Origin of the sequence: Paenalcaligenes sp. (genome assembly GCF_030152715.1) — a bacterium.
Classification (GTDB): Bacteria; Pseudomonadota; Gammaproteobacteria; order Burkholderiales; family Burkholderiaceae_B; genus Paenalcaligenes; species Paenalcaligenes hermetiae.
In genome coordinates, this window is record NZ_JASLIX010000132.1 from 1 (window position 1) to 21,757 (window position 21,757).

16 protein-coding genes are annotated in these 21,757 nt (G+C 50.6%); 14 read left to right on the top strand and 2 right to left on the bottom strand.

Translation table 11 applies throughout. The features are described from left to right. On the top strand, nt 1-242 hold a 242-nt coding region (locus Q1V74_RS10630), incomplete at its 5' end, for an EamA family transporter (RefSeq protein ID WP_300648779.1). 44 nt (nt 243-286) lie between these two features. Here the strand turns inward: Q1V74_RS10630 and recJ are convergent. Continuing rightward, nucleotides 287-1,996 carry a single-stranded-DNA-specific exonuclease RecJ gene (recJ, locus tag Q1V74_RS10635; protein WP_300648781.1) on the bottom strand — a complete coding sequence of 570 codons (1,710 nt, stop codon included), beginning with the start codon at nt 1,994-1,996 and terminating at the stop codon, nt 287-289. After that, complete coding sequence (locus tag Q1V74_RS10640) at nt 1,978-2,922, bottom strand: hypothetical protein (RefSeq protein ID WP_300648783.1); 945 nt, start codon at nt 2,920-2,922, stop codon at nt 1,978-1,980. The genes recJ and Q1V74_RS10640 overlap by 19 nt, the downstream gene beginning before the upstream one ends. Nucleotides 2,923-2,936: 14 nt before the next feature. Here Q1V74_RS10640 and Q1V74_RS10645 point away from each other — a divergent pair, with 14 nt between their 5' ends. From Q1V74_RS10645 to guaA, 13 genes are all read left to right on the top strand, one after another. After that, on the top strand, nt 2,937-4,211 hold the full coding sequence (locus tag Q1V74_RS10645; protein WP_300648785.1) for a lipoprotein-releasing ABC transporter permease subunit: 1,275 nt from the start codon (nt 2,937-2,939) through the stop codon (nt 4,209-4,211). Continuing rightward, nucleotides 4,204-4,890: an ABC transporter ATP-binding protein gene (locus Q1V74_RS10650; RefSeq protein ID WP_300648787.1), complete on the top strand. Its 687-nt coding sequence runs from the start codon at nt 4,204-4,206 to the stop codon at nt 4,888-4,890. Before Q1V74_RS10645 ends, Q1V74_RS10650 begins: the two co-directional genes overlap by 8 nt. Then, nucleotides 4,884-5,708, top strand: coding sequence for a TatD family hydrolase (locus tag Q1V74_RS10655; protein ID WP_300648789.1), 825 nt, complete (start codon nt 4,884-4,886; stop codon nt 5,706-5,708). The genes Q1V74_RS10650 and Q1V74_RS10655 overlap by 7 nt, the downstream gene beginning before the upstream one ends. A gap of 80 nt (nt 5,709-5,788) precedes the next feature. Then, a complete protein-coding gene (locus Q1V74_RS10660; protein WP_300648791.1) occupies nt 5,789-8,263 on the top strand; it encodes a DNA internalization-related competence protein ComEC/Rec2 in 2,475 nt (824 codons plus the stop codon). Between the two features lie 118 nt (nt 8,264-8,381). Then, nucleotides 8,382-9,623, top strand: a complete 1,242-nt coding sequence (locus tag Q1V74_RS10665) for a 3-methyl-2-oxobutanoate dehydrogenase (2-methylpropanoyl-transferring) subunit alpha (protein WP_260649609.1) — start codon at nt 8,382-8,384, stop codon at nt 9,621-9,623. Next, the gene (locus Q1V74_RS10670; RefSeq protein WP_300648794.1) at nt 9,620-10,642 is read left to right on the top strand and encodes an alpha-ketoacid dehydrogenase subunit beta; all 1,023 of its coding nucleotides are present in this window, start codon (nt 9,620-9,622) and stop codon (nt 10,640-10,642) included. Before Q1V74_RS10665 ends, Q1V74_RS10670 begins: the two co-directional genes overlap by 4 nt. Before the next feature lie 2 nt (nt 10,643-10,644). Further along, entirely contained in the window at nt 10,645-11,913 is a 1,269-nt protein-coding gene (locus Q1V74_RS10675; protein ID WP_300648796.1) for a dihydrolipoamide acetyltransferase family protein, read from the top strand. Between the two features lie 57 nt (nt 11,914-11,970). Next, nucleotides 11,971-12,885, top strand: coding sequence for an alpha/beta fold hydrolase (locus Q1V74_RS10680; protein ID WP_300648798.1), 915 nt, complete (start codon nt 11,971-11,973; stop codon nt 12,883-12,885). A gap of 3 nt (nt 12,886-12,888) precedes the next feature. Further along, a complete protein-coding gene (locus tag Q1V74_RS10685; RefSeq protein WP_300648800.1) occupies nt 12,889-13,722 on the top strand; it encodes a 3',5'-nucleoside bisphosphate phosphatase in 834 nt (277 codons plus the stop codon). Nucleotides 13,723-13,733: 11 nt separating this feature from the next. Then, the gene (greB, locus tag Q1V74_RS10690; protein ID WP_300648802.1) at nt 13,734-14,321 is read left to right on the top strand and encodes a transcription elongation factor GreB; all 588 of its coding nucleotides are present in this window, start codon (nt 13,734-13,736) and stop codon (nt 14,319-14,321) included. A gap of 135 nt (nt 14,322-14,456) precedes the next feature. Beyond that, nucleotides 14,457-18,518: a phosphoribosylformylglycinamidine synthase gene (gene purL, locus Q1V74_RS10695; RefSeq protein ID WP_300648804.1), complete on the top strand. Its 4,062-nt coding sequence runs from the start codon at nt 14,457-14,459 to the stop codon at nt 18,516-18,518. A gap of 42 nt (nt 18,519-18,560) precedes the next feature. Continuing rightward, nucleotides 18,561-20,021 carry an IMP dehydrogenase gene (gene guaB, locus Q1V74_RS10700; protein ID WP_300648806.1) on the top strand — a complete coding sequence of 487 codons (1,461 nt, stop codon included), beginning with the start codon at nt 18,561-18,563 and terminating at the stop codon, nt 20,019-20,021. Between the two features lie 88 nt (nt 20,022-20,109). Continuing rightward, nucleotides 20,110-21,696 (top strand): glutamine-hydrolyzing GMP synthase, encoded by a 1,587-nt coding sequence (gene guaA, locus Q1V74_RS10705; RefSeq protein ID WP_300648808.1) that lies wholly within the window; start codon nt 20,110-20,112, stop codon nt 21,694-21,696. Nucleotides 21,697-21,757: the final 61 nt, after the last annotated feature.

The window sequence follows — 21,757 nt, forward strand, 5'->3', positions numbered from 1 at the left end:
GGTTGGTGTTAGCAATGTTGTATGTGGCCATTGGGCCTGCGATTATAGCTTTTCGCTGTTGGGGGCTAGGGGTGCAGCGAGTAGGGCCTGCGACAGCCGGCTTTTTTGCTAATCTTATGCCCTTGTTTGCCGCCATTTTATATATGATCTTTTTGGATCAAGCACCTGAGGTTTATCATGGTGTTGCCTTTTTACTGATTGTAGGTGGTATTCTCTACGCCTCTCGGCAGTCAGAAGCATAGTCGCTAGCTCTCCACCCCAGCGTCGCCGGGGTGGTCAGAGAGGACTAGCTATTTTGCGCGTGATCCACCATGAGCTGGACTTGGCTGTTGCCATTCCAGTGGTTGACTTCTAGTCGATATGCCATATGAATGCGATCACCCATGAGCTCGGCGTGGTTAAACCAAATCGCATCAAAAATCACCCCATCACGCTCAACGCGTAATTTAAGATGTTTGTCTTTAAGAACACGTTGAAACACCACATTAAATTCGTCGACAAAGACAGGAGGGGGAAAACCGGCTCCCCAGACTTCTTGACTGAGTTGTTGAGCGGTGGGAACATCCATATGTTGTAAAGCTAACGAGCCGTCATGCTCAATAATGGGGTCAAAGGAGGTTTTGCCGCTGAACTCAATGACAGCTTGTTCAAAGGCTGGAATGAAGTCCGCAAGGCGGTTTGCATGAATGCTTAATCCTGCGGCCATGGCGTGCCCACCAAATTTCAAAATGAGTGAAGGGTGTTTTTTAGAAACCAAGTCCAGCACATCGCGTAGGTGAACCTCGGGGACCGAGCGTCCAGATCCTTTTAATTCACCATTTTCACCTGGGGCAAATGCGATAGTAGGGCGCCAGTATTTTTCTTTAAGCCGAGAAGCCACTAAGCCCACCACCCCCTGATGCCAGTCGGGTTGATATACGCAAACGCTAGCGCTTGGCTTTAGTTGCATAAGCTGTTCCGCAGCGTGCAGAGCACTTTGGTGCATCTGGCTTTCGATATGGCGTCGTTCTTGATTAATACGATCTAATTCTTTAGCTAGCTCCATGGCTTCTAAGGGGTCGTCACTGCATAAGCAGCGAATACCGATGCTCATGTCGGCTAGACGTCCAGCCGCATTAATACGTGGTCCGACCGCAAACCCCAAGTCAAATGCATTGGCTTGCTCTGTTTGTCGGCCAGCGATATGAAAGAGGGCTTGAATGCCAGGGTGGGCGCGACCGGCACGAATTTGTTTTAGTCCTTGGGCAACAAGTAAGCGGTTGTTCGCGTCCAGTTTGACCACATCAGCGACTGTTCCAAGGGCGACAATATCAGCGAGTTGATCAAAGCGTGGCTGGTACTCGACATCAAAAGCGCCTCGCTCGCGCATTTCAGCGCGTACAGCTAGCATTAAATAAAAAATGACTCCAACCCCAGCAAGGTGCTTAGAGGGGAAGCCGCAAGCTGGAAGGCTGGGGTTAATGATCGCGACGGCATCGGGTAGCGTATCGCCGGGCAAGTGATGGTCAGTAATTAGGACCTGGATTCCCATTTGATTGGCCACGGCCACGCCTTCTACACTAGCAATACCGTTATCTACCGTAATGATTAGATCCGGTTTGCCGTTAGGGTGCTGGCAGACTAAATGGACGACCTCGGGCGATAAGCCGTATCCCGTTTCAAAGCGGTTTGGAACAAAATAATCCACATCGGCCCCTAGCTCTGTCAATGCACGCATGGCTACAGCACAAGCTGTGGCTCCGTCACAGTCGTAATCGGCCACAATTACAATGCGTTCTTGCGCCTCAATAGCATCAGCCAATCGTTGTGCGCCCTGCTGGATGTGATGCAGACTATGGGGGGCAAGTAAGTGCTGCCAGCGATATTGCGTTTCTTGGATCGTGTGCACATCACGCGCTGCATATAAACGAGCTAATAAAGGGTGCAGTCCCTGTTGCTCAAGGGCGTGGGCAGTTTCTGGGTATTGGGGGCGAGGGACTAGGATTGGGCGAGCCAATGGTTTCTCCAGGTTGGGGTGGATGGGAAAAAACGTCGCCAAAAGCGAGGTGTCGTTGGCGTGAGCGTCATAATATGATCAAGATTGCTGAGTACCAGCGTGGGGGAGTGAGCGAGTAACGGCATCAGTGTTTTCTCTAGTTCTTGAAGCTGATGCAGCCATAGTCCCCAGTCTTGACGTAAGGCCGCGTCAGACAGCGTAGCTAGGCGTAGAGGTACGCTGTCTGCTTGCCACGCCGAAGGAGCGAGACCGCCTAAGGGCCATAAGCTATTAACGGCGACCAGCCCTTGGCTTTGACGCTGCTGATTCACGGGGTGATCAAAATAGAGCATTTGCAGTTCATTGACAAAGCGGCGCCAGTCACGTGTGGCATGATCTTGATCCCACCATGCATTGACCGCAGTACGGCTGACTAGAGCGCTGCTGGCAAAATGGGCAGGTAAGTCGATGTTTGTATGAAGCTGCCAGTGCGTGGTAGACCAGGGCTGGAGCTGAAAAGGCGTGCCTTCACATAGGGTTTGCGCGCTTTGCAAAAGCTGCTGGCTGTGTGCTTGGTCTATATGTAAGTCAGAGGCAGGGATGAGGGCGGCGCCGTCGCGGGCTGGGGCAATATGCACCAGCTCCACCAACCAAAATGGCTCATGGGCAGGAGCGAGTGGTTTTTGTTGCTGTTGTGCTAACAAAAGCGCTAGAGCTGCGTTATGCTTTGCTTTAGCAGAATGCCATTGGCCCTGTTCGATTTGCCACGCTTCTTCTGCCACGCATCGGCTTTGATGGATAGGAAAGGATTGAATTGTGCTTTGGCATTGGTCAAAATACTGCACCAACTGGGGTGCATGCTTGGGCAGCTGTTTAAGTAGTTCCGCCGCCATTGGGGCGGGGGGTAAACTATCAGTCAGTAAAATACAGGAATTGGCTGCAATCATTAACGGTAGAATCTATGTTTTATGAATTTTGGATTGGCGCGCGCTATGCGGGTATTGCAGGCTTAGGGCGCCGAGCAAATAAGCGTAAAGACCGCTTTGTGTCTTTTATCGCCGCAAGCTCAATGGCTGGGATAGCACTTGGCGTGGCCGCGCTGATTATCGTGTTATCGGTCATGAACGGCTTTCAGACCCAAGTGCGAGACCGCATGCTGTCGGTATTGCCGCATATTGAATTATATGTGAGTGGTAGTAGTCATCAAGACGTCTTGACACATTGGCAAGCATTAGCTGATCAGGCCAAACATAATACAAACGTAACGGGGGCGGCGCCTTTTGTGGCGGCACAAGCTATGTTAGCACGGGGAGACAGGCTCAGTGGCGTACAGGTTCGTGGTATTGACCCGACACGAGATAACGAAGTGTCCGATGTGGGAAAACAGATGGTGGTGAGCCAGCTTAGTGCTTTGAAAGAGGGCGATTTTGGTATTGTGTTGGGAAACCAGTTAGCCCATGCCTTGGGGGTCACGGTGGGGGATAGCTTAATGGTTCTTGCGCCACAGGGCTCGATTTCTCCGGCTGGGTTTACGCCGCGTATGCGTCAGTTTAAGGTGGTGGGCTTATATTCCTCGGGGCATTATGAGTATGACGCCTCCTTAGCTTTTATCCATTATCAGGATGCGGCGCGCGTGTTTAGAGACAGTGGTAATAGTGGGGTGCGTTTACGCATCAAAGACATGCAAAAAGCCCCTCAGGTTGCCGCACAAATTGCGCAGCAGATGCCAGCACAAGTCCTAGTGAGTGACTGGACTCAAAATAATCGCACATGGTTTGCAGCAGTACAAACAGAAAAACGGATGATGTTTTTGATATTGACGTTAATTATTGCTGTAGCGGCTTTTAATTTATTGTCCTCGTTGGTGATGGCAGTCAAAGACAAACGGAGCGACATTGCGATTTTACGCAGCTTGGGGGCAACACCGCGGGAAATTGGGCGGATTTTTTTGGTGCAAGGGGCCATTATTGGTGTGCTGGGAACAGTGATAGGAGTGGGGTTAGGGGCTTTGGTGGCCTATAACGTGGGTGTGATTGTTCCCTTTATTGAAAATCTTTTGGGGTTTGAGTTCTTGCCCCAACAGATTTATTTTATTAGCGAGCTCCCCTCTAATCCGCAAATTACTGATATGGCAGTGATTGGGGTGACGTCTTTAGTATTGGCTTTGTTAGCCACTATTTATCCAAGTTGGCGCGCTTCGCGCTTACAGCCAGCACAGGTGTTGCGACATGATTAAAACGGATGTGGTTATTGATGCTCAGCGTCTCCAGCGTCACTACGAGGATGGAAACACGCGGGTCGAGGTATTACGGGATGTTAATCTGCGAGTGAAAGCCGGTGAAATGGTAGCCATTGTGGGGGCGTCAGGTTCGGGAAAAAGTACGTTGCTCCATGTGCTGGGGTTATTAGACCGGCCGGATCAGGGCATTTTGAGAGTTCAGGGGCAAAACACAGAGGGGTTAAGCGAGAAGCAGCGCAGTCAAATTCGTAACCAATCATTAGGCTTTGTCTATCAGTTTCATCACTTGCTGCCCGAATTTACAGCGCTTGATAATGTGGCTATGCCATTAATCGTACGACGTTTACCACGAGCGCAGGCACGTGCTGAAGCGCAAAAGATGATTGAGCAAGTTGGCCTGGCGCACCGCCAAGACCACTATCCCGGGCAGTTATCTGGTGGGGAGCGGCAGCGGATTGCCTTGGCCCGTGCTTTGGTTACCCGCCCTGCATGTGTGCTTGCGGATGAGCCCACAGGCAACTTAGATCGAGAAACGGCACAGGAAATGTTTAGCCTACTGCAAAGAATGAATGCAGAGTTCCATATTGCGTTTATTATTGTTACACATGATCCGGCATTGGCCGCGTTAGCTCATCGCCAACTTGCTATGGATCAAGGTATATTAAACGGATGTTAATCGATACGCATTGTCATTTAGATGCTCCGATATTTCGGGAAACACCGGCCGATTTAGTGCGTGCTGCTCGGCAACAGGGGGTTGACTATATTGTCATACCAGCGGTAGAGGCCGCTAATTTTTCTGTTGTACAGCAGTTGGCGCAAACCGACCCGAGCTTGGTGTATGCATTAGGCATTCATCCTTTGTATGTAGCCCAAGCGACCTTGCACGATTTAACGCTATTAGAAAAACAGGTAGAGCAGGCATTAGACGATGCCCGCTTCGTAGCAATTGGGGAAATAGGCTTGGATTTTTTTGTGCCAGAGCTAACTCAAGAGCCGCTACGTAGTAAACAAATCCATTTTTACGAGGCGCAGTTACAGCTGGCGCAACGCTACCAGTTGCCTGTTTTGCTGCATGTGCGGCGTTCACAGGATTTGATTTTAAAATCCTTGCGTCGCCATCAGTTAACCGGTATTGCGCATGCGTTTAATGGTAGCTATCAGCAAGCGCAACAGTTTATCGACTTAGGTTTTGTGCTAGGTATAGGGGGCGCGATGACGTTTACGCGGGCTAAACAGATTCGTCGCTTAGCCAGTGATACGGCACTGCGCCATATAGTCTTAGAAACGGATGCACCGGATATTCCCCCTGCCTGGTTACGTCCAAAAGAGAACCCTGAACAATACAATCGGCCGCAAGAGTTACGAGGCATTGCTTTGGCCCTGGCGCAGTTACGTCAGGAGCCTTTTGAACAAATTGCACAACAAACCACGCACACGGCTATGCGCGTTTTGCCCCGCCTAAGCCAGTGGCACCAACAGCGCTACGCATAATTACGTAGGCGCATTTTCCCCTCTTTACGCACCCATTGGGTGCGTTTTTTTTATATGTTGATAAAACAAGGAGGGCAAAGGTGCAAGGTCGGTTATTAGCAGCTCTATACGCCGCGACGGTTTTATGTGTGCATCAGGCGGCAGAAGTAGCGTCCGCCACTCAGCAGTTCGTGGCGGCTTTAGTTTGTTTGGGTTGTTTGCTGTGGGCGTGGCGTAGCAGGTTTACATATCGCTTTTGGGTTGTCAGCCTAGCTGTGGTGTTAGGTGCATGGGCGTATACCCATTATCAGATTGCGCAGGTGCTGGTCGATCAGCTTCCAGCCCATGAACAAAATAAACCATTTAAATTGCGCGTACAGGTGCAGAGTTTGGTACGCCTGGCTCCGGATCGCCGTTATTTTATCGCCACAGTGCTTGGGGCACAGCCACAGGGTGTACCAAGTACGATAGCGTTAAGTTGGAATGTCAAAGAGTGGGGCGGGCCTTATGCGCAAGCGAAAGCGTATGATTTTCCTGAAATCAAACCGGGTCAGGTTTGGCAGCTTACTGCGTTTTTAAAAAGTCCACATGGGCTACGTAACCCTTACGCGTTTGATTATGAGGGGTATGTGTTTGCGCAAGGTGTGCGCGCCGTGGGTACAGTGCGGGGTACCCCCGTGCTGCTTGCAGATAGACCAGAGCAACATAGTATTGAGGTTTGGGCGCAGCGATGGCGTCATCATTTACGCGAGGCAATGCTGCCGTATGTGCGTGATTTACGTTGGGGGGGTGTGATTTTAGCTTTATCCATTGGCGATCAAGCCAGTATTAGCCCACAGGATTGGTTGATTTTTAATCGCACTGGGCTTACGCATCTGGTTTCTATTAGTGGTAGCCATGTTACCTTGCTCGCTTCAGTGAGTGCCGTGGCCTTTGCATGGTGTTGGCGTCGTTTTACGTGGCGCGGGCACGCGTTGACGGAGCGGATGCCTGCGGCGATTGTCGCTGGTGTTTTAGCGTTTGTGGTGGCGGGTCTATATAGCCTTACAGCAGGTTGGGAGGTGCCAGCACGTCGTACCTTTATGATGTTTGGGGTGGCCGTCTTTAGCTTATTGCTGCGTTTGCCTTTAAGCATGACGCAGATTATTGCTGTGGCCGTCGTGCTGGTGTTGGTCTTTGACCCTTGGGCGATTTTAGCGAGCGGTTTTTGGCTGTCGTTTGGAGCGGTATTGGTTTTGGTGGCTTGCGCACAATGGAGTGGGCTGGCATTGTGGCAGGGGCAGGTTCAAGGCTGGAGAAAGCACTGGGCACAGTGGAAAACAGCTTCTATTTGGCAGCTGATGATTACAGTGGCGCTTTTGCCACCCTTGGCTTTTCTGTTTTTTGAGATGTCTTTGGTTTCGCCATTATCCAATGCATATGCGATTCCTTTAATTGGGCTATTGATTACCCCTTTGGCGTTATTGTTTGCTTTACTTAGCCTGGGCCCGTGGACCCAGTTAACCGAGGCTGTGTTGTGGCTATGCCATCAGCTTTTAACTTTAAATATGGAGCTGACGGTGGTGCTGGGCGAGCACGATTTAGCAAGTCTACCGGCTTCGCGTGCTCCGGTTTGGGTGCTTGGTGCTAGCGTAATCGGTATAGGCGTGGCGCTATGGCTACGAGCTTTACCTTTAGCTTGGTTAGGGTGGTTGCTGGTTTTGCCTACTCTGTTTTGGCGCTCCCCTACGCTACCCGAAGGCGCATGGCGCTTGCATGCGCTGGATGTGGGGCAAGGCAGTGCCATATTGATAGAAACAGCCAATAGTGTGGTGTTGTTTGATACCGGTATGCGCCAAAGCCGTGATCAGGATATGGGTGGACGGGTAGTTGTGCCTTATTTACGGAGCCTAGGTAAAAATCGCATACATCACTTAGTTTTGTCACATGCGGACTTAGATCATGTGGGCGGGAGTCGTAGTGTAATAGAGAGGGTGCAGGTGGATCAAATATATAGCTCATTTGATGTAGATGCTCATTTAAAAAGAGAGTCTCGACTGCTAGCAGCTCCGGACTTGTCTCTACCCATAGCGCTGAACGCTTGCACGCGTGGAGAGCAGTGGGTTATTGATGGTGTACGTTTTGCCTTTTTATGGCCGGATAAGAAGATATTGAACGGGCGAGTTAAGGCAGATAAAAATGCGCAAAGCTGTGTGCTGAGTGTGCAGGGCGCATATCACCGGGCATTATTAACAGGGGATATTGGCTTAGAGCAAGAAAAAAATCTTGTGCAAGCGGGGATTTCACCGCATGAGGTGGTTGTGGTGGGACACCATGGCTCAAAAACATCCTCTAGCTCACTGTGGGTGGATTCATTACAAGCTCAGTTGGCGATAGCGCAAGTGGGGTGGTGGAACCGTTTTTCTCACCCACACCCTCAAGTGGAACAGCGTTGGCAAGCAGCAGGTGCAGCGTTTTTGCGTACGGATCATGAGGGAGCAGTGGTGGTCACCTCTTTGGCTTCAGGGTTGCATATGAACACAGAGCGGCGGCAGCGAGCACGCTACTGGCAAAATCCGATAGGTTTTTATCGATAAAGGGTAATTCCTAGGTGTGTGTTTTTTTCAGTGCGGTACAGTGGAATAAAGCCCAAAAGGCGAATCCAATAAACACAACAAAAGTTGAAATTTCCACAAGATCTTTCACGAGGTAGCGATGAGACAAAGCCCTTCTTTACACCTTCGGGTGCCGGAGCCACCTGCGCGTCCGGGCACACCTTCGGATTTCTCTTATTTACGCCTGCAGCCAGCTGGCGCAGCGCCCCGCCCCGATCCCTTAACGCCTTTTGCTGAGCTGCCTGACTTGTCACAAGGCTTAGTGCGCGTGTTAGACGACGAGGGGCAAGCCATAGGGCCGTGGGCGTTGCATACCGAGCCCGATTTGCTTTTACATGGCTTAAAAACCATGGTGCTAGTTCGAGCCTTTGATGCACGCATGTTCCATGCGCAAAGACAAAAAAAACTCACCTTTTACACTCAGTCTTATGGCGAGGAAGCTATTAGCACCGCACAAACTTTGATGTTGCAGCCGGGAGATATGCAGTTTCCCTCTTATCGTCAGCTGGGTATTTTATTAGCGCAACATATGCCTTTAAGCGATCTAATGTGTCAGCTTTACTCCAATAGCTGTGACCCGCTTAAAGGACGTCAATTACCGGTGTTGTACTCCTATAAAGATTATGGCTTTTACTCATTATCAGGGAATCTGGCAACCCGTTTTCTTACAGGGGTGGGGTGGGCCATGGCATCGGCAATTAAGGGCGATACAAAAATCGCCGCCTCCTGGATTGGGGATGGCGCGACTGCAGAGGGTGACTTTCATACGGCCCTTTTATTTGCTCAAGTCTACAACGCACCTGTGATTCTTAATGTGGTGAATAATCAATGGGCCATCTCCACTTTTCAAGCCATCGCAGGAGGAATGGATAATACATTTGCTGCTCGAGGCGTAGGCATGGGGTTGGCGGCTTTACGGGTCGATGGCAATGACTTTTTGGCCTGTTTGGCAGCTTCAGCTTGGGCCGCAGAACGCGCGCGTCATAATGGGGGGCCCACTTTAATTGAATGGGTGACCTATAGAGCAGGCCCTCATTCCAGCTCTGATGATCCGTCCAAATACCGTCCGAATGATGAGTGGCAGCATTTTCCTTTAGGTTGTCCTATTCAGCGTTTAAAGACCTATTTAGTGCAGCAGGGTCACTGGTCCGAGGAGCAGCATCAGGCGCTGCTTAAAGACGCAGAGCAACAAGTGTTGGAGGCACAAAAACAAGCCGAGGCGATGGGCGGAACCATGCAAGAGGCACACAAAAAACACGCTATGGCGATGTTTGATGACGTTTATTTTGAGAAACCCTGGCATTTACAGCAACAGGAGCAACAGTTCAGGGAGGGCTTATGACGACACAATCACTTAGTATGCTGCAAGCTATTCGTTCAGCCCTTGATATTATGATGCAGCGAGATGCGAATATGGTGCTGTATGGTCAGGATGTTGGCTATTTTGGTGGGGTGTTTAGGGCCACAGAGGGGCTACAGGCCAAATACGGAAAGCAACGGGTTTTTGATGCGCCCATTTCAGAAAGCGGTATTGTTGGCACCGCGGTAGGGATGGCAGCGTATGGCTTAACACCCGTGGTGGAAATTCAGTTTGGTGATTATTTTTACCCCGCGATGGATCAAATTGTTTCTGAGTTGTCTCGTATTCGTTATCGATCAGCGAATGATTTCACTGCTCCCGTGACAATTAGGATGCCCGTCGGAGGGGGAATCTATGGTGGACAAACCCACAGTCAAAGCCCAGAGGCTATTTTTACCCATATTGCCGGGTTGCGTACGGTTATGCCATCTAACCCCTTGGAAGCTAAAGGGTTATTGATCGCTGCCATTGAGTCCCCCGACCCCGTCATTTTTTTAGAGCCCAAGCGACTTTATAACGGTCCTTTTGATGGGTATCATGAGCGCGCGTTACAGTCATGGCGTGATCACCCTTTAGCGCAGGTTCCAGAAGGCTATTACCACACTAAACTAGACCAAGCTGCGGTTCGGCGAGAAGGGCAGGCTCTGACGGTATTAGCTTATGGCACGATGGTACATGTGGCTTTGGCTGCGGCTGAAGAGGCTCAGATTGACGCAGAGATTATAGATTTACGCACTATTTGGCCAGTGGATATAGCGACGATTGCTGAGTCGGTGCAAAAAACAGGGCGTTGTGTGATTTTACACGAAGCCACCCGCACATCCGGCTTTGGTGCGGAACTTAGCGCCTTGGTGCAAGAGCATTGTTTTTATTTTTTAGAAGCCCCTATTGTGCGTGTAACGGGCTGGGATACGCCCTATCCACATGCGCATGAATGGGATTATTTCCCTGGGCCTCAGCGTGTTATTGCGGCTTATCAGTCTGTGATGAAGGAGATATAACCATGTCAAACTACAGTATTAAAATTCCTGACATTGGCGAAGGCATCACAGAGGTCGAGTTAGTTGAGTGGTTTGTGGGGGTTGGAGATAGGGTGACAGAAGATCAAAATGTCGCCAGTGTCATGACGGATAAGGTCTCGGTAGAGATCACGTCTCCAGTCACTGGAGAGGTGACACATTTAGGTGGCGCTCCCGGGGATTTATTAGCGGTGGGGGCGGATCTTGTGCAGATCGCCTTGTCGACAGAAACGGTGGCAACAGCGTCAACAGCTGAAACAGGGCAGGCATCTTCAAAGGGGGCTCATGTGGAGACAGCAACAGCAGTATCAGACTCTGAATCGGAATCCCCTGAGGCAATTACAACGACACCCGCATTTGTCCCCGCCACAACCCCCCATGAACGTTTGCTGCAGACCGTACAAGCTTCGCCTGCTGTGCGTAAGCGAGCAGCGGAGTTGTCGGTGGATTTGGTCGCCTTGGCACAGCGGTTAGGTAAAACGCGCATACATCACGCAGACCTTGATCAACATTTGGTTGGTTTTGCTGAACAAAAGAGTAGCTTTGCTCGCGAGAAACACGATTCGGTCACCACGGTTCCTGTGCGTGGGTTGCGTCGACAGATTGCGAAAAAAATGCTGGAGTCCACACAAAATATTCCACATTTTACCTATGTGGAAAGCGTTGATGTGACGGCTTTAGAGCAATGGCGTCAGCAGCTTAATCAGCAATGGGAGCAAAGCCGCGGACGTTTAACTTTGTTGCCGTTTTTGATTCGTGCTATGTGTTTGGCCCTAAAAAAACACCCACATTTAAATGCCCGTTATGATGAAAAAACGCAGCAGCTACAACAATATGAGGCAATACACGTTGCCGTGGCCACTCAAACCGATCAAGGGCTGATGGTTCCGGTATTGGAGTTTGCGCAACACCTGGATTTTTGGCAAATGGCCGAGCAGATCCGTGACTTGGCGCAGCAAGCACAACAAGGACAACAGTCCTTGGCGGCTAAGTCCACAATAACGATTAGCAGTTTAGGGGCGTTGGGCGGTGTGATGGCAACACCCATTATCAATGCGCCAGAGGTCGCCATCATTGGAGTAAACCGACAGATGCAACAGCCGGTTGTGGTAGAGGGACAGATACAAATCCGTACCTTGATGCATTTATCCTCCTCTTTTGATCACCGTTTTATTGATGGTTATGATGCGGCCTCGTTCATACAGGACATGCGTAAAATGTTAGAAGCACCTCAGCTATATTTAGTACAGTAAAACGGCATGATTAATTATAGGCGGGGTGACCCGCCTTTTTTTTTGGGGAATGCAGCTATGCCAAATACCGCCTTACCACGACGTCACTTTGTTACTTGTGTCAGTCCTGCTGGAGTCCATCGCATGAGCTACTGGGAGTGGGGAGACCCCAATAACTCTAAAATACTGTTGTGCGTGCATGGCTTATTGCGTACTGGGCGTGATTTTGATGCGCTGGCGCAAGCCTTAAGTCCTTATTATCGAGTCGTGTGTCCAGATATTGTGGGGCGCGGAAGCTCGGATTGGCTGCTCGACCCAACGTATTACACGGTGCCTCAATATGTAGCTGATATTTTTACGCTGTTGGCGCGCCTGCAGCCTGAAGTATTAGATTGGTTTGGTACATCCATGGGAGGACTCATTGGGTTAGGGCTGAATTACGCGTTGCAGTCTGCACCACATAACCCCATTCCTTTGCGTAAAATGGTGTTAAATGATGTAGGGCCGGAGCTTAACCCTCAGGGATTAGCGCGTATCGGACAGTATGTGGGGGAGCCTTTGGTTTTTGATACATTTGAGCAAGCGGTGGAGCAAGCTAAGCAACGCTGGGCGGCGTTTGGTGAGCATAACCAAGCTCAATGGGAGCATTTGGCACGGTATGTTTTCCAAGAAAAAGCGGGGCGCTGGCAGCAAGCCTATGATTTGCGTATTGCTGTACCTTTTCAGCAGCAGTTTGCGGCACCGAATACGTTAAATGATGCCGTACTAGAGCAAACAACACAGCTTTTATGGCAGGCATATCGCTCTTTGCCTGATCAGGTGCTGATTGTACGTGGGCAGCAATCTGATTTACTATCAGAGCAAAGTGCAGAAAAAATGCTAGCGCAGCACCCTCAAGCACAATTATACGAGGTGGCTCAGGTGGGGCATGCACCAACATTTATGCAAGCGGATCAACAGCAGCGGCTGCAGCAATTCTTGTTACAGGGTTAAATCATGAACGTAGACCTACATTGTCATTCAACGATATCAGATGGGGTATTGACGCCGGATCAGGTTGCGCAGCGTGCTTACCAAAATGGGGTGGAGCTTTGGGCGTTGACCGATCATGACGAGGTGGGTGGTTTAGCGTTAGCACAAGCCACGGCAGAACAGCTTGGTATACGTTTTGTACCGGGAGTAGAGATCTCGGTGACATGGTTAAATAAAACAGTGCATATTGTAGGTTTGGGCATTGACTACACACATTTACCGTTAGTGGATGCATTACGTTATGTGCGCTCAGGGCGCAAACAGCGTGCCATAAAAATGGCCCAAGCCTTAGCCGATTTAGGGGTTGCTGATGCCTTAGAGGGGGCTATCCCTTTTGCGAGCAATCCAGAGCTGGTTTCTAGAACACATTTTGCGCGGTTTTTAGTGGAGTCGGGGCATTGCGCTTCGATTAAAGAAGTATTTGATCGCTACTTGGGTGAGGACGGCCCTGCCTTTGTTCCTATGCAGTGGGCAAAATTAGAAAATGCCGTGCGTTGGATTCACGAGGCTGGTGGGGTTGCAGTGATCGCTCACCCAGGGCGTTATGCGTTTGATCCGCTGCAATTTGATTTGCTGTTTTCTACTTTTAAGGAATTAGGGGGCGAGGGGATTGAAGTGGTAACCGGTAGCCATGCACCTGCACAATATGAACATTATGCCCAGGTGGCTAAACGGTTTGGGTTTGAGGCCTCGTGCGGTTCGGATTTTCATGGACCTGGAGAGGGCCGTATGGATTTAGGTAAGTTGCCAGCATTGCCGCCCGGCTTAACGCCGATTTGGCAGCGTTGGCTATCATAAGGAGAGCATTCATGAGTAAAGCTTTTGTTAAAGAGGATGCCGATAATCAGGATGACGACCTCGTGCCCGAGGCAGTAGCGCTACCCGCTGGAACAAAGAACTACCTCACTGCTTCAGGCTATAAAGCCTTGCGAGCTGAGCTTAAGCACTTACTAAATGTGGAGCGACCTGATGTGGTGCAAGTGGTGTCATGGGCCGCTTCAAATGGTGATCGCTCTGAAAATGGGGATTACATTTATGGCAAAAAGCGCTTGCGAGAGATTGATCGACGCATTCGTTTTTTAACCAAGCGATTGGAGATCGCCGAAGTGGTAGATCCTGCGCTGCAACCGAATCGCGATCGTGTGTTTTTTGGTGCCACGGTAGTTTATAGTGACCAAGAAGGTGAAGAATTTACGGTAACCATAGTCGGGGTAGACGAGGCTGACCCATTGAACGGCAAAATCAGCTGGATCTCTCCTGTAGCACGAGCTTTGTTAAAAGCCCAAGAAGGGGATGTGGTGACCTTACGAACGCCGGGTGGTCTTCAGGAGCTGGATGTTTTGGAAATTCACTATCCAGATGAGCCAACAGACTTGAGCGCGGATGACGTAAAATAAATTTTGTGGTGTTTTGTCCTATGACAGCCTTCAAACATAGGAAAAAACAAAGTCCGCACTGCGTAAAAACCCCCATTTTTTTGGATTGTGGTTAAAATAGCGTGCATTTATAACACTTTTGCATTGACTCACATCGTGTCCTCCATTCTTTATTTCTCCGGTTCTTCCGCATTGCCCGCTTTTCAAAGCGCGCGCCTTTTGCAACGTTTTCAATCCTTGGGTTTACCTGTTCAGCAGATTGCTGCTTATTACGAGTATTATGTCTGGACAGAAACGTCCGGCATAGATACGGATCAGCATCAGCGCTTGACTGCTTTGCTGGATGATGGGCTTCCTGCTTATGACCCAGCCACCCAAACTAAAGATCAGCTTGTGTTGCGCGTTGTGCCGCGTTTGGGTACGGTTTCGCCGTGGGCCAGCAAGGCAACGGATATTGCACGCAATTGTGGACTGACTCAAGTGCGTCGTATAGAGCGCGGAATTCGTTATGTGCTGGATCCTGTACGCGGCATGCTTGGTGCGAAAAATCTCAGTGCTGAGCAACTGCAACAGCTCGCTGCTCAGTTACATGACCGCATGACAGAAAGCGTCGTGGATCAGCAGTTTGATGGTCAGGCGTTATTCCAAGAGCTGCCGCCCAAGGCGATGCAGTCGGTTGATATTCTAGGGCAAGGCTTAGAAGCCTTGGTCGAGGCCAATCGTAGTATGGGGCTCGCCTTGTCCGAGGACGAGGTCGAGTATTTATACGCCGCCTTTAAAAAGCTAGGGCGTAATCCCCATGATGTGGAGCTTTTGATGTTTGCGCAAGCAAACAGTGAGCACTGCCGCCACAAAATTTTTAATGCACAATGGGTGATAGACGGTCAGCCCCAAGATAAAACGTTGTTTGGTATGATCCGCGAAACCCATGCGGCCCAACCACGTAAAACAGTAGTCGCGTATTCGGATAACGCCGCCATTATGGAGGGCGGGCCAGCTAAAGTCTTTTATGCGAGCCTGCCTGATGCAGAAGCTAAGGGCGCTTATACGTCCTATCAAGGCTTAATCCATACCTTGATGAAAGTGGAAACGCACAACCATCCTACCGCTATTGCCCCCTATCCGGGAGCAGGCACGGGGTCAGGTGGGGAAATCCGAGATGAAGGGGCGACCGGACGGGGCTCTCGGCCCAAAGCTGGTTTAACCGGTTATACCGTTTCTCACTTGCAGTTTCCTGATATGCCCGAGCCATGGGAAAAAGACTCCATTGGCTTTCCGGAGCGTATTGCTACAGCCTTAGATATTATGACCGAGGGACCTTTAGGGGGAGCCGCGTTTAATAATGAGTTCGGGCGAGCAAACCTTTTAGGATATGTGCGCAGTTTTGAGCAGACCATTGCTGGGCAGCACTGGGGCTATCATAAACCCATCATGATTGCAGGTGGTTTGGGTTCTATTGATGACCGCCAAACGCATAAAGATCCGTTGCCGGTGGGAGCGTTGTTAATACAGCTCGGTGGCCCAGGGATGCGCATTGGCATGGGGGGCGGAGCGGCCTCTAGTATGACATCAGGGGTGAACTTAGCAGAGTTGGACTTTGACTCTGTGCAGCGCGGTAACCCTGAGATGCAGCGCCGTGCCCAAGAGGTGATTGATCGCTGTTGGCAGCAAGGTGATAACAACCCGATTATTGCGATTCATGATGTGGGAGCAGGTGGGCTGTCTAATGCTTTCCCTGAACTCGTGAATGATGCGGAGCGCGGGGCGATTTTTGATCTTACACATGTGCCCTTAGAGGAATCCGGTTTATCACCTGCTGAAATTTGGTGTAACGAGTCGCAAGAGCGCTATGTGTTAGCCATTGATCCTAAAGACCTAGAGCGCTTTAAAGCTATCGCCGAGCGCGAGCGCTGTTTATGGGCGGTGGTTGGGGTCGCTACCGAGGAGCGTCAACTGCGTGTTACCTATGGTGAAGGGATTCCTGGTTATGCACCGGCCAAGGCAACGGCGCAAACCCCAGCTCCTGTAGACATGCCCTTAGAGGTTATCCTTGGCAAGCCTCCTCGCACGTTGCGCGATGTGACACGTACGCAGCCTATTCAAGGCGAATTAGATTTACCCGCTATTGCGCTAGAGGAAGCCATTTGGCGTGTAATGCGTCATCCTACGGTAGCCAACAAAAACTTTTTGATTACGATTGGCGATCGCAGTGTAGGGGGACTATGCAGTCGTGACCAGTTGGTTGGTCCATGGCAGATTCCGGTGGCGGATTGTGCCGTGACCTTGGCAGATTTTGAGCAGGTGCGTGGCGAAGCAATGGCTATGGGTGAGCGCAGCCCAATAGCGGTGTTTGATGCGCCGGCCTCAGGGCGAATGGCTGTGACAGAGGCCATGACTAACCTACTAGCGAGTGATGTACGCAGCTTTGAGGATGTGAAGCTCTCGGCTAACTGGATGGCTGCATGTGGAGTCGAGGGACAAGATGCCGCTTTGTTTGACACAGTTACGGCAGTTAGCCAGTGGTGCCAAGAGCTGGGTCTTGCGATCCCTGTAGGCAAAGATTCATTGTCGATGCGCACCGCATGGCAAGATGAGCAAGGCAATGAACAAGATGTCATTGCCCCCGTATCCTTGGTGGTTACGGCTTTTGCACAAGTGGGCGATGTACGTAAAACCCTTACACCAGAGCTAAAAACCGATGCTGACAGTGTATTGATCTTTATTGATCTGGCCGAAGGGCAGCAACGCATGGCGGGGTCGGTACTGTGTCACGCCTTTAATCAAGTAGGGCAGCAAACACCTGATTTTACGAATGCAGCGCTTTTAAAAGCTTTTGCCCAAGTGCTACGCCAGTTAGCGGATCAGGGGCTGATCTGGGCCTATCACGATAAGTCCGATGGTGGCCTGTTGGCAACGGTAGCAGAGATGGCCTTTGCTGGTCACACCGGTGTGGCGCTTAATATCGATATGCTTACCATCGATCCGCATGCGGCGGATTGGGGGGATTTTAAAATCCGTGCGGACCAAGTAGCTGTGCAGCGTGATGAGCTAACCTTAAAAGCGCTCTTCAACGAAGAAGCTGGGGCGGTTATTCAGGTTCCCGCCGCGCAGCGTGATCAGGTGCTACAGCAGCTACGCGAAGCGGGGCTGTCGGCTTGCTCACATGTGATTGGTAAACCAAACACCACCGATACCATCGCAATTTATCGTGATGGGCAGTGTGTGTATGAGATAGCACGTGCCGAGCTTGGTAAAGCGTGGTCAGCCATGACGCATCAGATGATGCGTTTGCGTGACAACCCAGAAAGCGCGGATGCCGAACTAGCTTTGTGGGATGATGTTAATGACCCTGGGCTTAACGCACAGGTGGACTTTGATCCCCAAGAAAACATTGCCGCACCCTATATCCAAACGGGGGCTAAACCCAAAATTGCCGTGATGCGTGAGCAAGGCAGCAATAGTCAACTAGAGATGGCATGGGCGTTTGATCAGGCCGGATTCGAGGTGATTGACTTGCCCATGACTGATTTGCTCAGTGGCCGTCGTCGCTTGGATGATTTAAAAGGGATTGTAGCGGCCGGTGGCTTTAGTTACGGCGATGTATTAGGCGCCGGGCAAGGTTGGGCGCGTACTATCCGTTTCAATACGATGCTCAACGAGCAGTTTGCGGATTTTTTCCAGCGCACGGATACCTTTGCATTGGGTGTGTGTAATGGTTGCCAGATGATGGCTGCACTAGCACCCATGATACCGGGAGCAGAGCACTGGCCTTTGTTTACTGCGAACCAATCCATGAAATACGAAGCTCGCTTGGCCTCTGTGGAAATTGCTGATTCGCCTTCGATTTTCTTACAAGGAATGGCGGGCACCCGCTTGCCTATCGTGGTGTCCCATGGCGAAGGCTACGCAAATTTTGCTCGTCAAGGCAATGCGGAACAAGTACACACGGTACTGCATTACACTGATAACCGAGGGCAACGTACGGAGCAGTATCCGTTTAACCCCAATGGAAGTCCTCAAGGGATAGCAGGGGTTACCACTGCTGATGGGCGTTTTACTATTATGATGCCGCACCCTGAACGAGTGATACGTAACGTGCAGCTATCCTGGGCGCCTGAGCGTTGGGGGCAAGCAGATACGGGTGGTGCTGATGCAACACATGGTGGCTTAACGCCTTGGATGCGTTTGTTCTATAACGCTCGGGTCTGGCTCGGATAAGCACTTAAGCGTATAATCAGGTTTTGGACGGGATATAAAGACATGCGTCTTATCAAAAAAGCTCTTACTTTCGACGATGTATTGCTAGTACCTGCTTACTCGCAGATTCTACCTCGCGATACAGATCTTAGCGCTCAATTTACGCGCGACATTCAACTCAACATTCCCTTGGTTTCTGCGGCGATGGATACGGTCACAGAATCACGTTTGGCTATAGCCATGGCCCAAGAGGGGGGGATCGGGGTTATCCATAAAAACCTTTCTGCCGAACGCCAAGCACGCGAAGTAGCTCGGGTTAAACGTCACGAGTTTGGTATTGTGATTGATCCAATCACCGTGACCCCCGACATGAAGGTACGTGATGCCATTAAACTGCAAAAAGACAATGGGTTTTCTGGTCTGCCTGTGGTAGAGAACGGCAAGCTAGTCGGTATTGTGACCAACCGCGACTTGCGCTTTGAGGATCGCTTAGATCTGCCTATTCGCGAGGTCATGACGACGCAGGAACGTTTAATCACCATGCCCGAAGGCGCCACACTTGAACAAGCGCAGGCGTTAATGCATAAGCATCGCCTTGAGCGTGTGCTCATCGTTAACGATGACTTTGAGCTACGTGGCTTGGCAACCGTTAAAGATATTGTCAAAAACACAGAACATCCTTTTGCTTGTAAAGACCAACACGGTCAGTTGCGTGTAGCCGCCGCCGTAGGGGTGGGTGGTGATACCGAAATGCGGGTTGATCTGCTTTCGAAGGCAGGGGTGGATGCGATTGTGGTTGACACGGCGCATGGGCATTCCAAAGGGGTGCTAGAGCGCGTGCGCTGGGTAAAAGACAATTACCCACATATCCAAGTCATTGGTGGCAATATTGCTACAGCAGCCGCGGCGCGAGCTTTAGTGGATGCTGGGGCAGACGGTGTCAAGGTTGGTATTGGGCCCGGCTCAATTTGTACCACACGTGTGATTGCTGGCGTAGGTGTTCCACAGATTACCGCCATTGCCGATGTGGCTGAAGCCCTTCAAGGCACAGGCGTTCCTTTGATTGCTGACGGCGGGATTCGCTTCTCTGGTGACGTTTCTAAAGCTTTGGCAGCAGGGGCTTCGGCGTGCATGATGGGTGGTATGTTTGCTGGTACCGAAGAATCACCTGGTGATGTGGTGCTGTATCAAGGCCGCTCTTATAAATCCTACCGTGGTATGGGTAGTTTAGGGGCCATGGTAGACGGCTCTGCAGACCGTTATTTCCAAGACGCGGGTAGCAATGCGGACAAACTTGTCCCCGAGGGTATCGAGGGGCGCGTGCCTTATAAAGGCTCGGTGTTAGCAATCATTTATCAGCTAGTGGGGGGGATCCGTGCCTCTATGGGGTATTGTGGTGCCGCTTCGATTGCTGAGCTACATGAAAAAGCCGAGTTTGTGGAAATCACAGCGGCTGGGGTGCGTGAATCCCATGTTCATGATGTTCAGATCACCAAAGAAGCCCCTAATTACCGGGCTGACTAAACGCGTTTAGTACCATACTTTATGCTTTGATCGGCCAGGCTGCACCTATGTGGCTTGGCCGATTGTCTTCTTACTTCATAAAATTATCATGCACCAACGCATTCTTATTCTTGACTACGGTTCACAAGTCACCCAACTCATCGCACGCCGTGTACGCGAAGCCGGCGCCTATTGTGAAATCCATCCTGGCGATGTTTCCGATGAGTTCATCCGCTCCCAACCTAACTTACATGGCATTATTCTTTCCGGTAGCCACGCTTCGGTTTATGCTCAAGACGCTTTAGCTGTGCCTGCGGCTGTCTTTGAGGCGGGTGTGCCCGTTTTGGGTATTTGCTATGGGATGCAAGCCATGGCTTTGCACCTAGGGGGTAAAACAGAACAAGCACAACGACGCGAGTTTGGGCATGCTCAAGTGCGCGCGCATGGTCATACCGCTTTGCTAAAAGATATCCAAGACTTCCAGACGGCGGAAGGGCACGGCATGCTGAATGTTTGGATGTCTCATGGGGATCAGGTTACAGCTTTGCCCGAAGGCTTTGTACTGATGGCCTCCACCGAGTCATGCCCTATTGCTGGTATGGCCGATGAAAATCGTCGGTTTTATGGGGTGCAATTTCACCCCGAGGTGACACATACCCAACAAGGGGCTGCCATTTTTAATCGTTTTGTGCGTGATATTTGTGGCTGTAGTGGTGACTGGAATATGCCCGATTATGTTCAGGAAGCCATTGCCGCAATTCGGGAACAGGTAGGTTCGGATCACGTGATTTTAGGCCTGTCTGGAGGAGTGGATTCGTCGGTTGCTGCTGCTTTAATTCACCGCGCTATTGGCGATCAGCTAACGTGTGTGTTTGTGGACCATGGGTTGTTGCGCTTGAACGAAGGGCAGCAGGTTATGGAGACCTTCGCGCAGCATTTTGGCATGAATATTATTCACGTGGATGCGACCGATCAGTTTATGAGTAAGCTGGTTGGCGTGACGGACCCAGAGGCGAAGCGTAAAATCATTGGTAAAGAGTTTGTGGAGATTTTCCAAGCAGAAGCCGCTAAACAAACGAACGCCAAATGGCTGGCCCAAGGCACCATTTATCCTGATGTCATCGAGTCTGCTGCCGCAAAATCAGGCAAAGCCACTGGAATTAAATCGCACCATAACGTAGGCGGGCTGCCTGATACCCTGAATTTAAAGCTGCTTGAACCATTGCGTGAACTGTTTAAAGACGAGGTGCGCAAACTTGGTATTGCCTTAGGTCTACCCCATGACATGGTATATCGACATCCTTTCCCTGGGCCCGGTTTAGGGGTGCGTATTTTAGGCGAAGTTAAAAAAGAATACGCCGATTTATTACGACGGGCGGATGCGATTTTTATCGAAGAGCTACGTAATACAGTGGATGAGGCTACTGGTAAGAATTGGTACGAGCTCACCTCTCAGGCATTTACTGTGTTTTTACCAGTAAAAAGTGTAGGTGTTATGGGCGATGCGCGCACTTACGAGTATGTCGTAGCGCTACGAGCGGTAGAAACCTCTGACTTTATGACTGCAGATTGGGCTGAGTTGCCTTATGCTTTATTAAAGCGGGTATCGAGTCGCATTATCAACGAGGTCCGTGGCATAAATCGCGTTACTTACGACGTCTCTAGCAAGCCCCCCGCCACCATCGAGTGGGAATAATCCCCCATTCCGAATAGTCTGGCAGTACATGGCATAAAAAGCCGCTAAGCCCGCGTAATAG

Coding starts and splice junctions, on each gene's coding strand:
- guaA (WP_300648808.1), top strand. CDS start 20,110: ATGCACCAACGCATTCTTATTCTTGACTACGGTTCACAAGTCACCCAA.
- greB (WP_300648802.1), top strand. CDS start 13,734: ATGAGTAAAGCTTTTGTTAAAGAGGATGCCGATAATCAGGATGACGAC.
- Q1V74_RS10640 (WP_300648783.1), bottom strand. CDS start 2,922: ATGATTGCAGCCAATTCCTGTATTTTACTGACTGATAGTTTACCCCCC.
- Q1V74_RS10645 (WP_300648785.1), top strand. CDS start 2,937: ATGTTTTATGAATTTTGGATTGGCGCGCGCTATGCGGGTATTGCAGGC.
- Q1V74_RS10680 (WP_300648798.1), top strand. CDS start 11,971: ATGCCAAATACCGCCTTACCACGACGTCACTTTGTTACTTGTGTCAGT.
- Q1V74_RS10650 (WP_300648787.1), top strand. CDS start 4,204: ATGATTAAAACGGATGTGGTTATTGATGCTCAGCGTCTCCAGCGTCAC.
- Q1V74_RS10670 (WP_300648794.1), top strand. CDS start 9,620: ATGACGACACAATCACTTAGTATGCTGCAAGCTATTCGTTCAGCCCTT.
- Q1V74_RS10665 (WP_260649609.1), top strand. CDS start 8,382: ATGAGACAAAGCCCTTCTTTACACCTTCGGGTGCCGGAGCCACCTGCG.
- Q1V74_RS10685 (WP_300648800.1), top strand. CDS start 12,889: ATGAACGTAGACCTACATTGTCATTCAACGATATCAGATGGGGTATTG.
- Q1V74_RS10655 (WP_300648789.1), top strand. CDS start 4,884: ATGTTAATCGATACGCATTGTCATTTAGATGCTCCGATATTTCGGGAA.
- Q1V74_RS10675 (WP_300648796.1), top strand. CDS start 10,645: ATGTCAAACTACAGTATTAAAATTCCTGACATTGGCGAAGGCATCACA.
- guaB (WP_300648806.1), top strand. CDS start 18,561: ATGCGTCTTATCAAAAAAGCTCTTACTTTCGACGATGTATTGCTAGTA.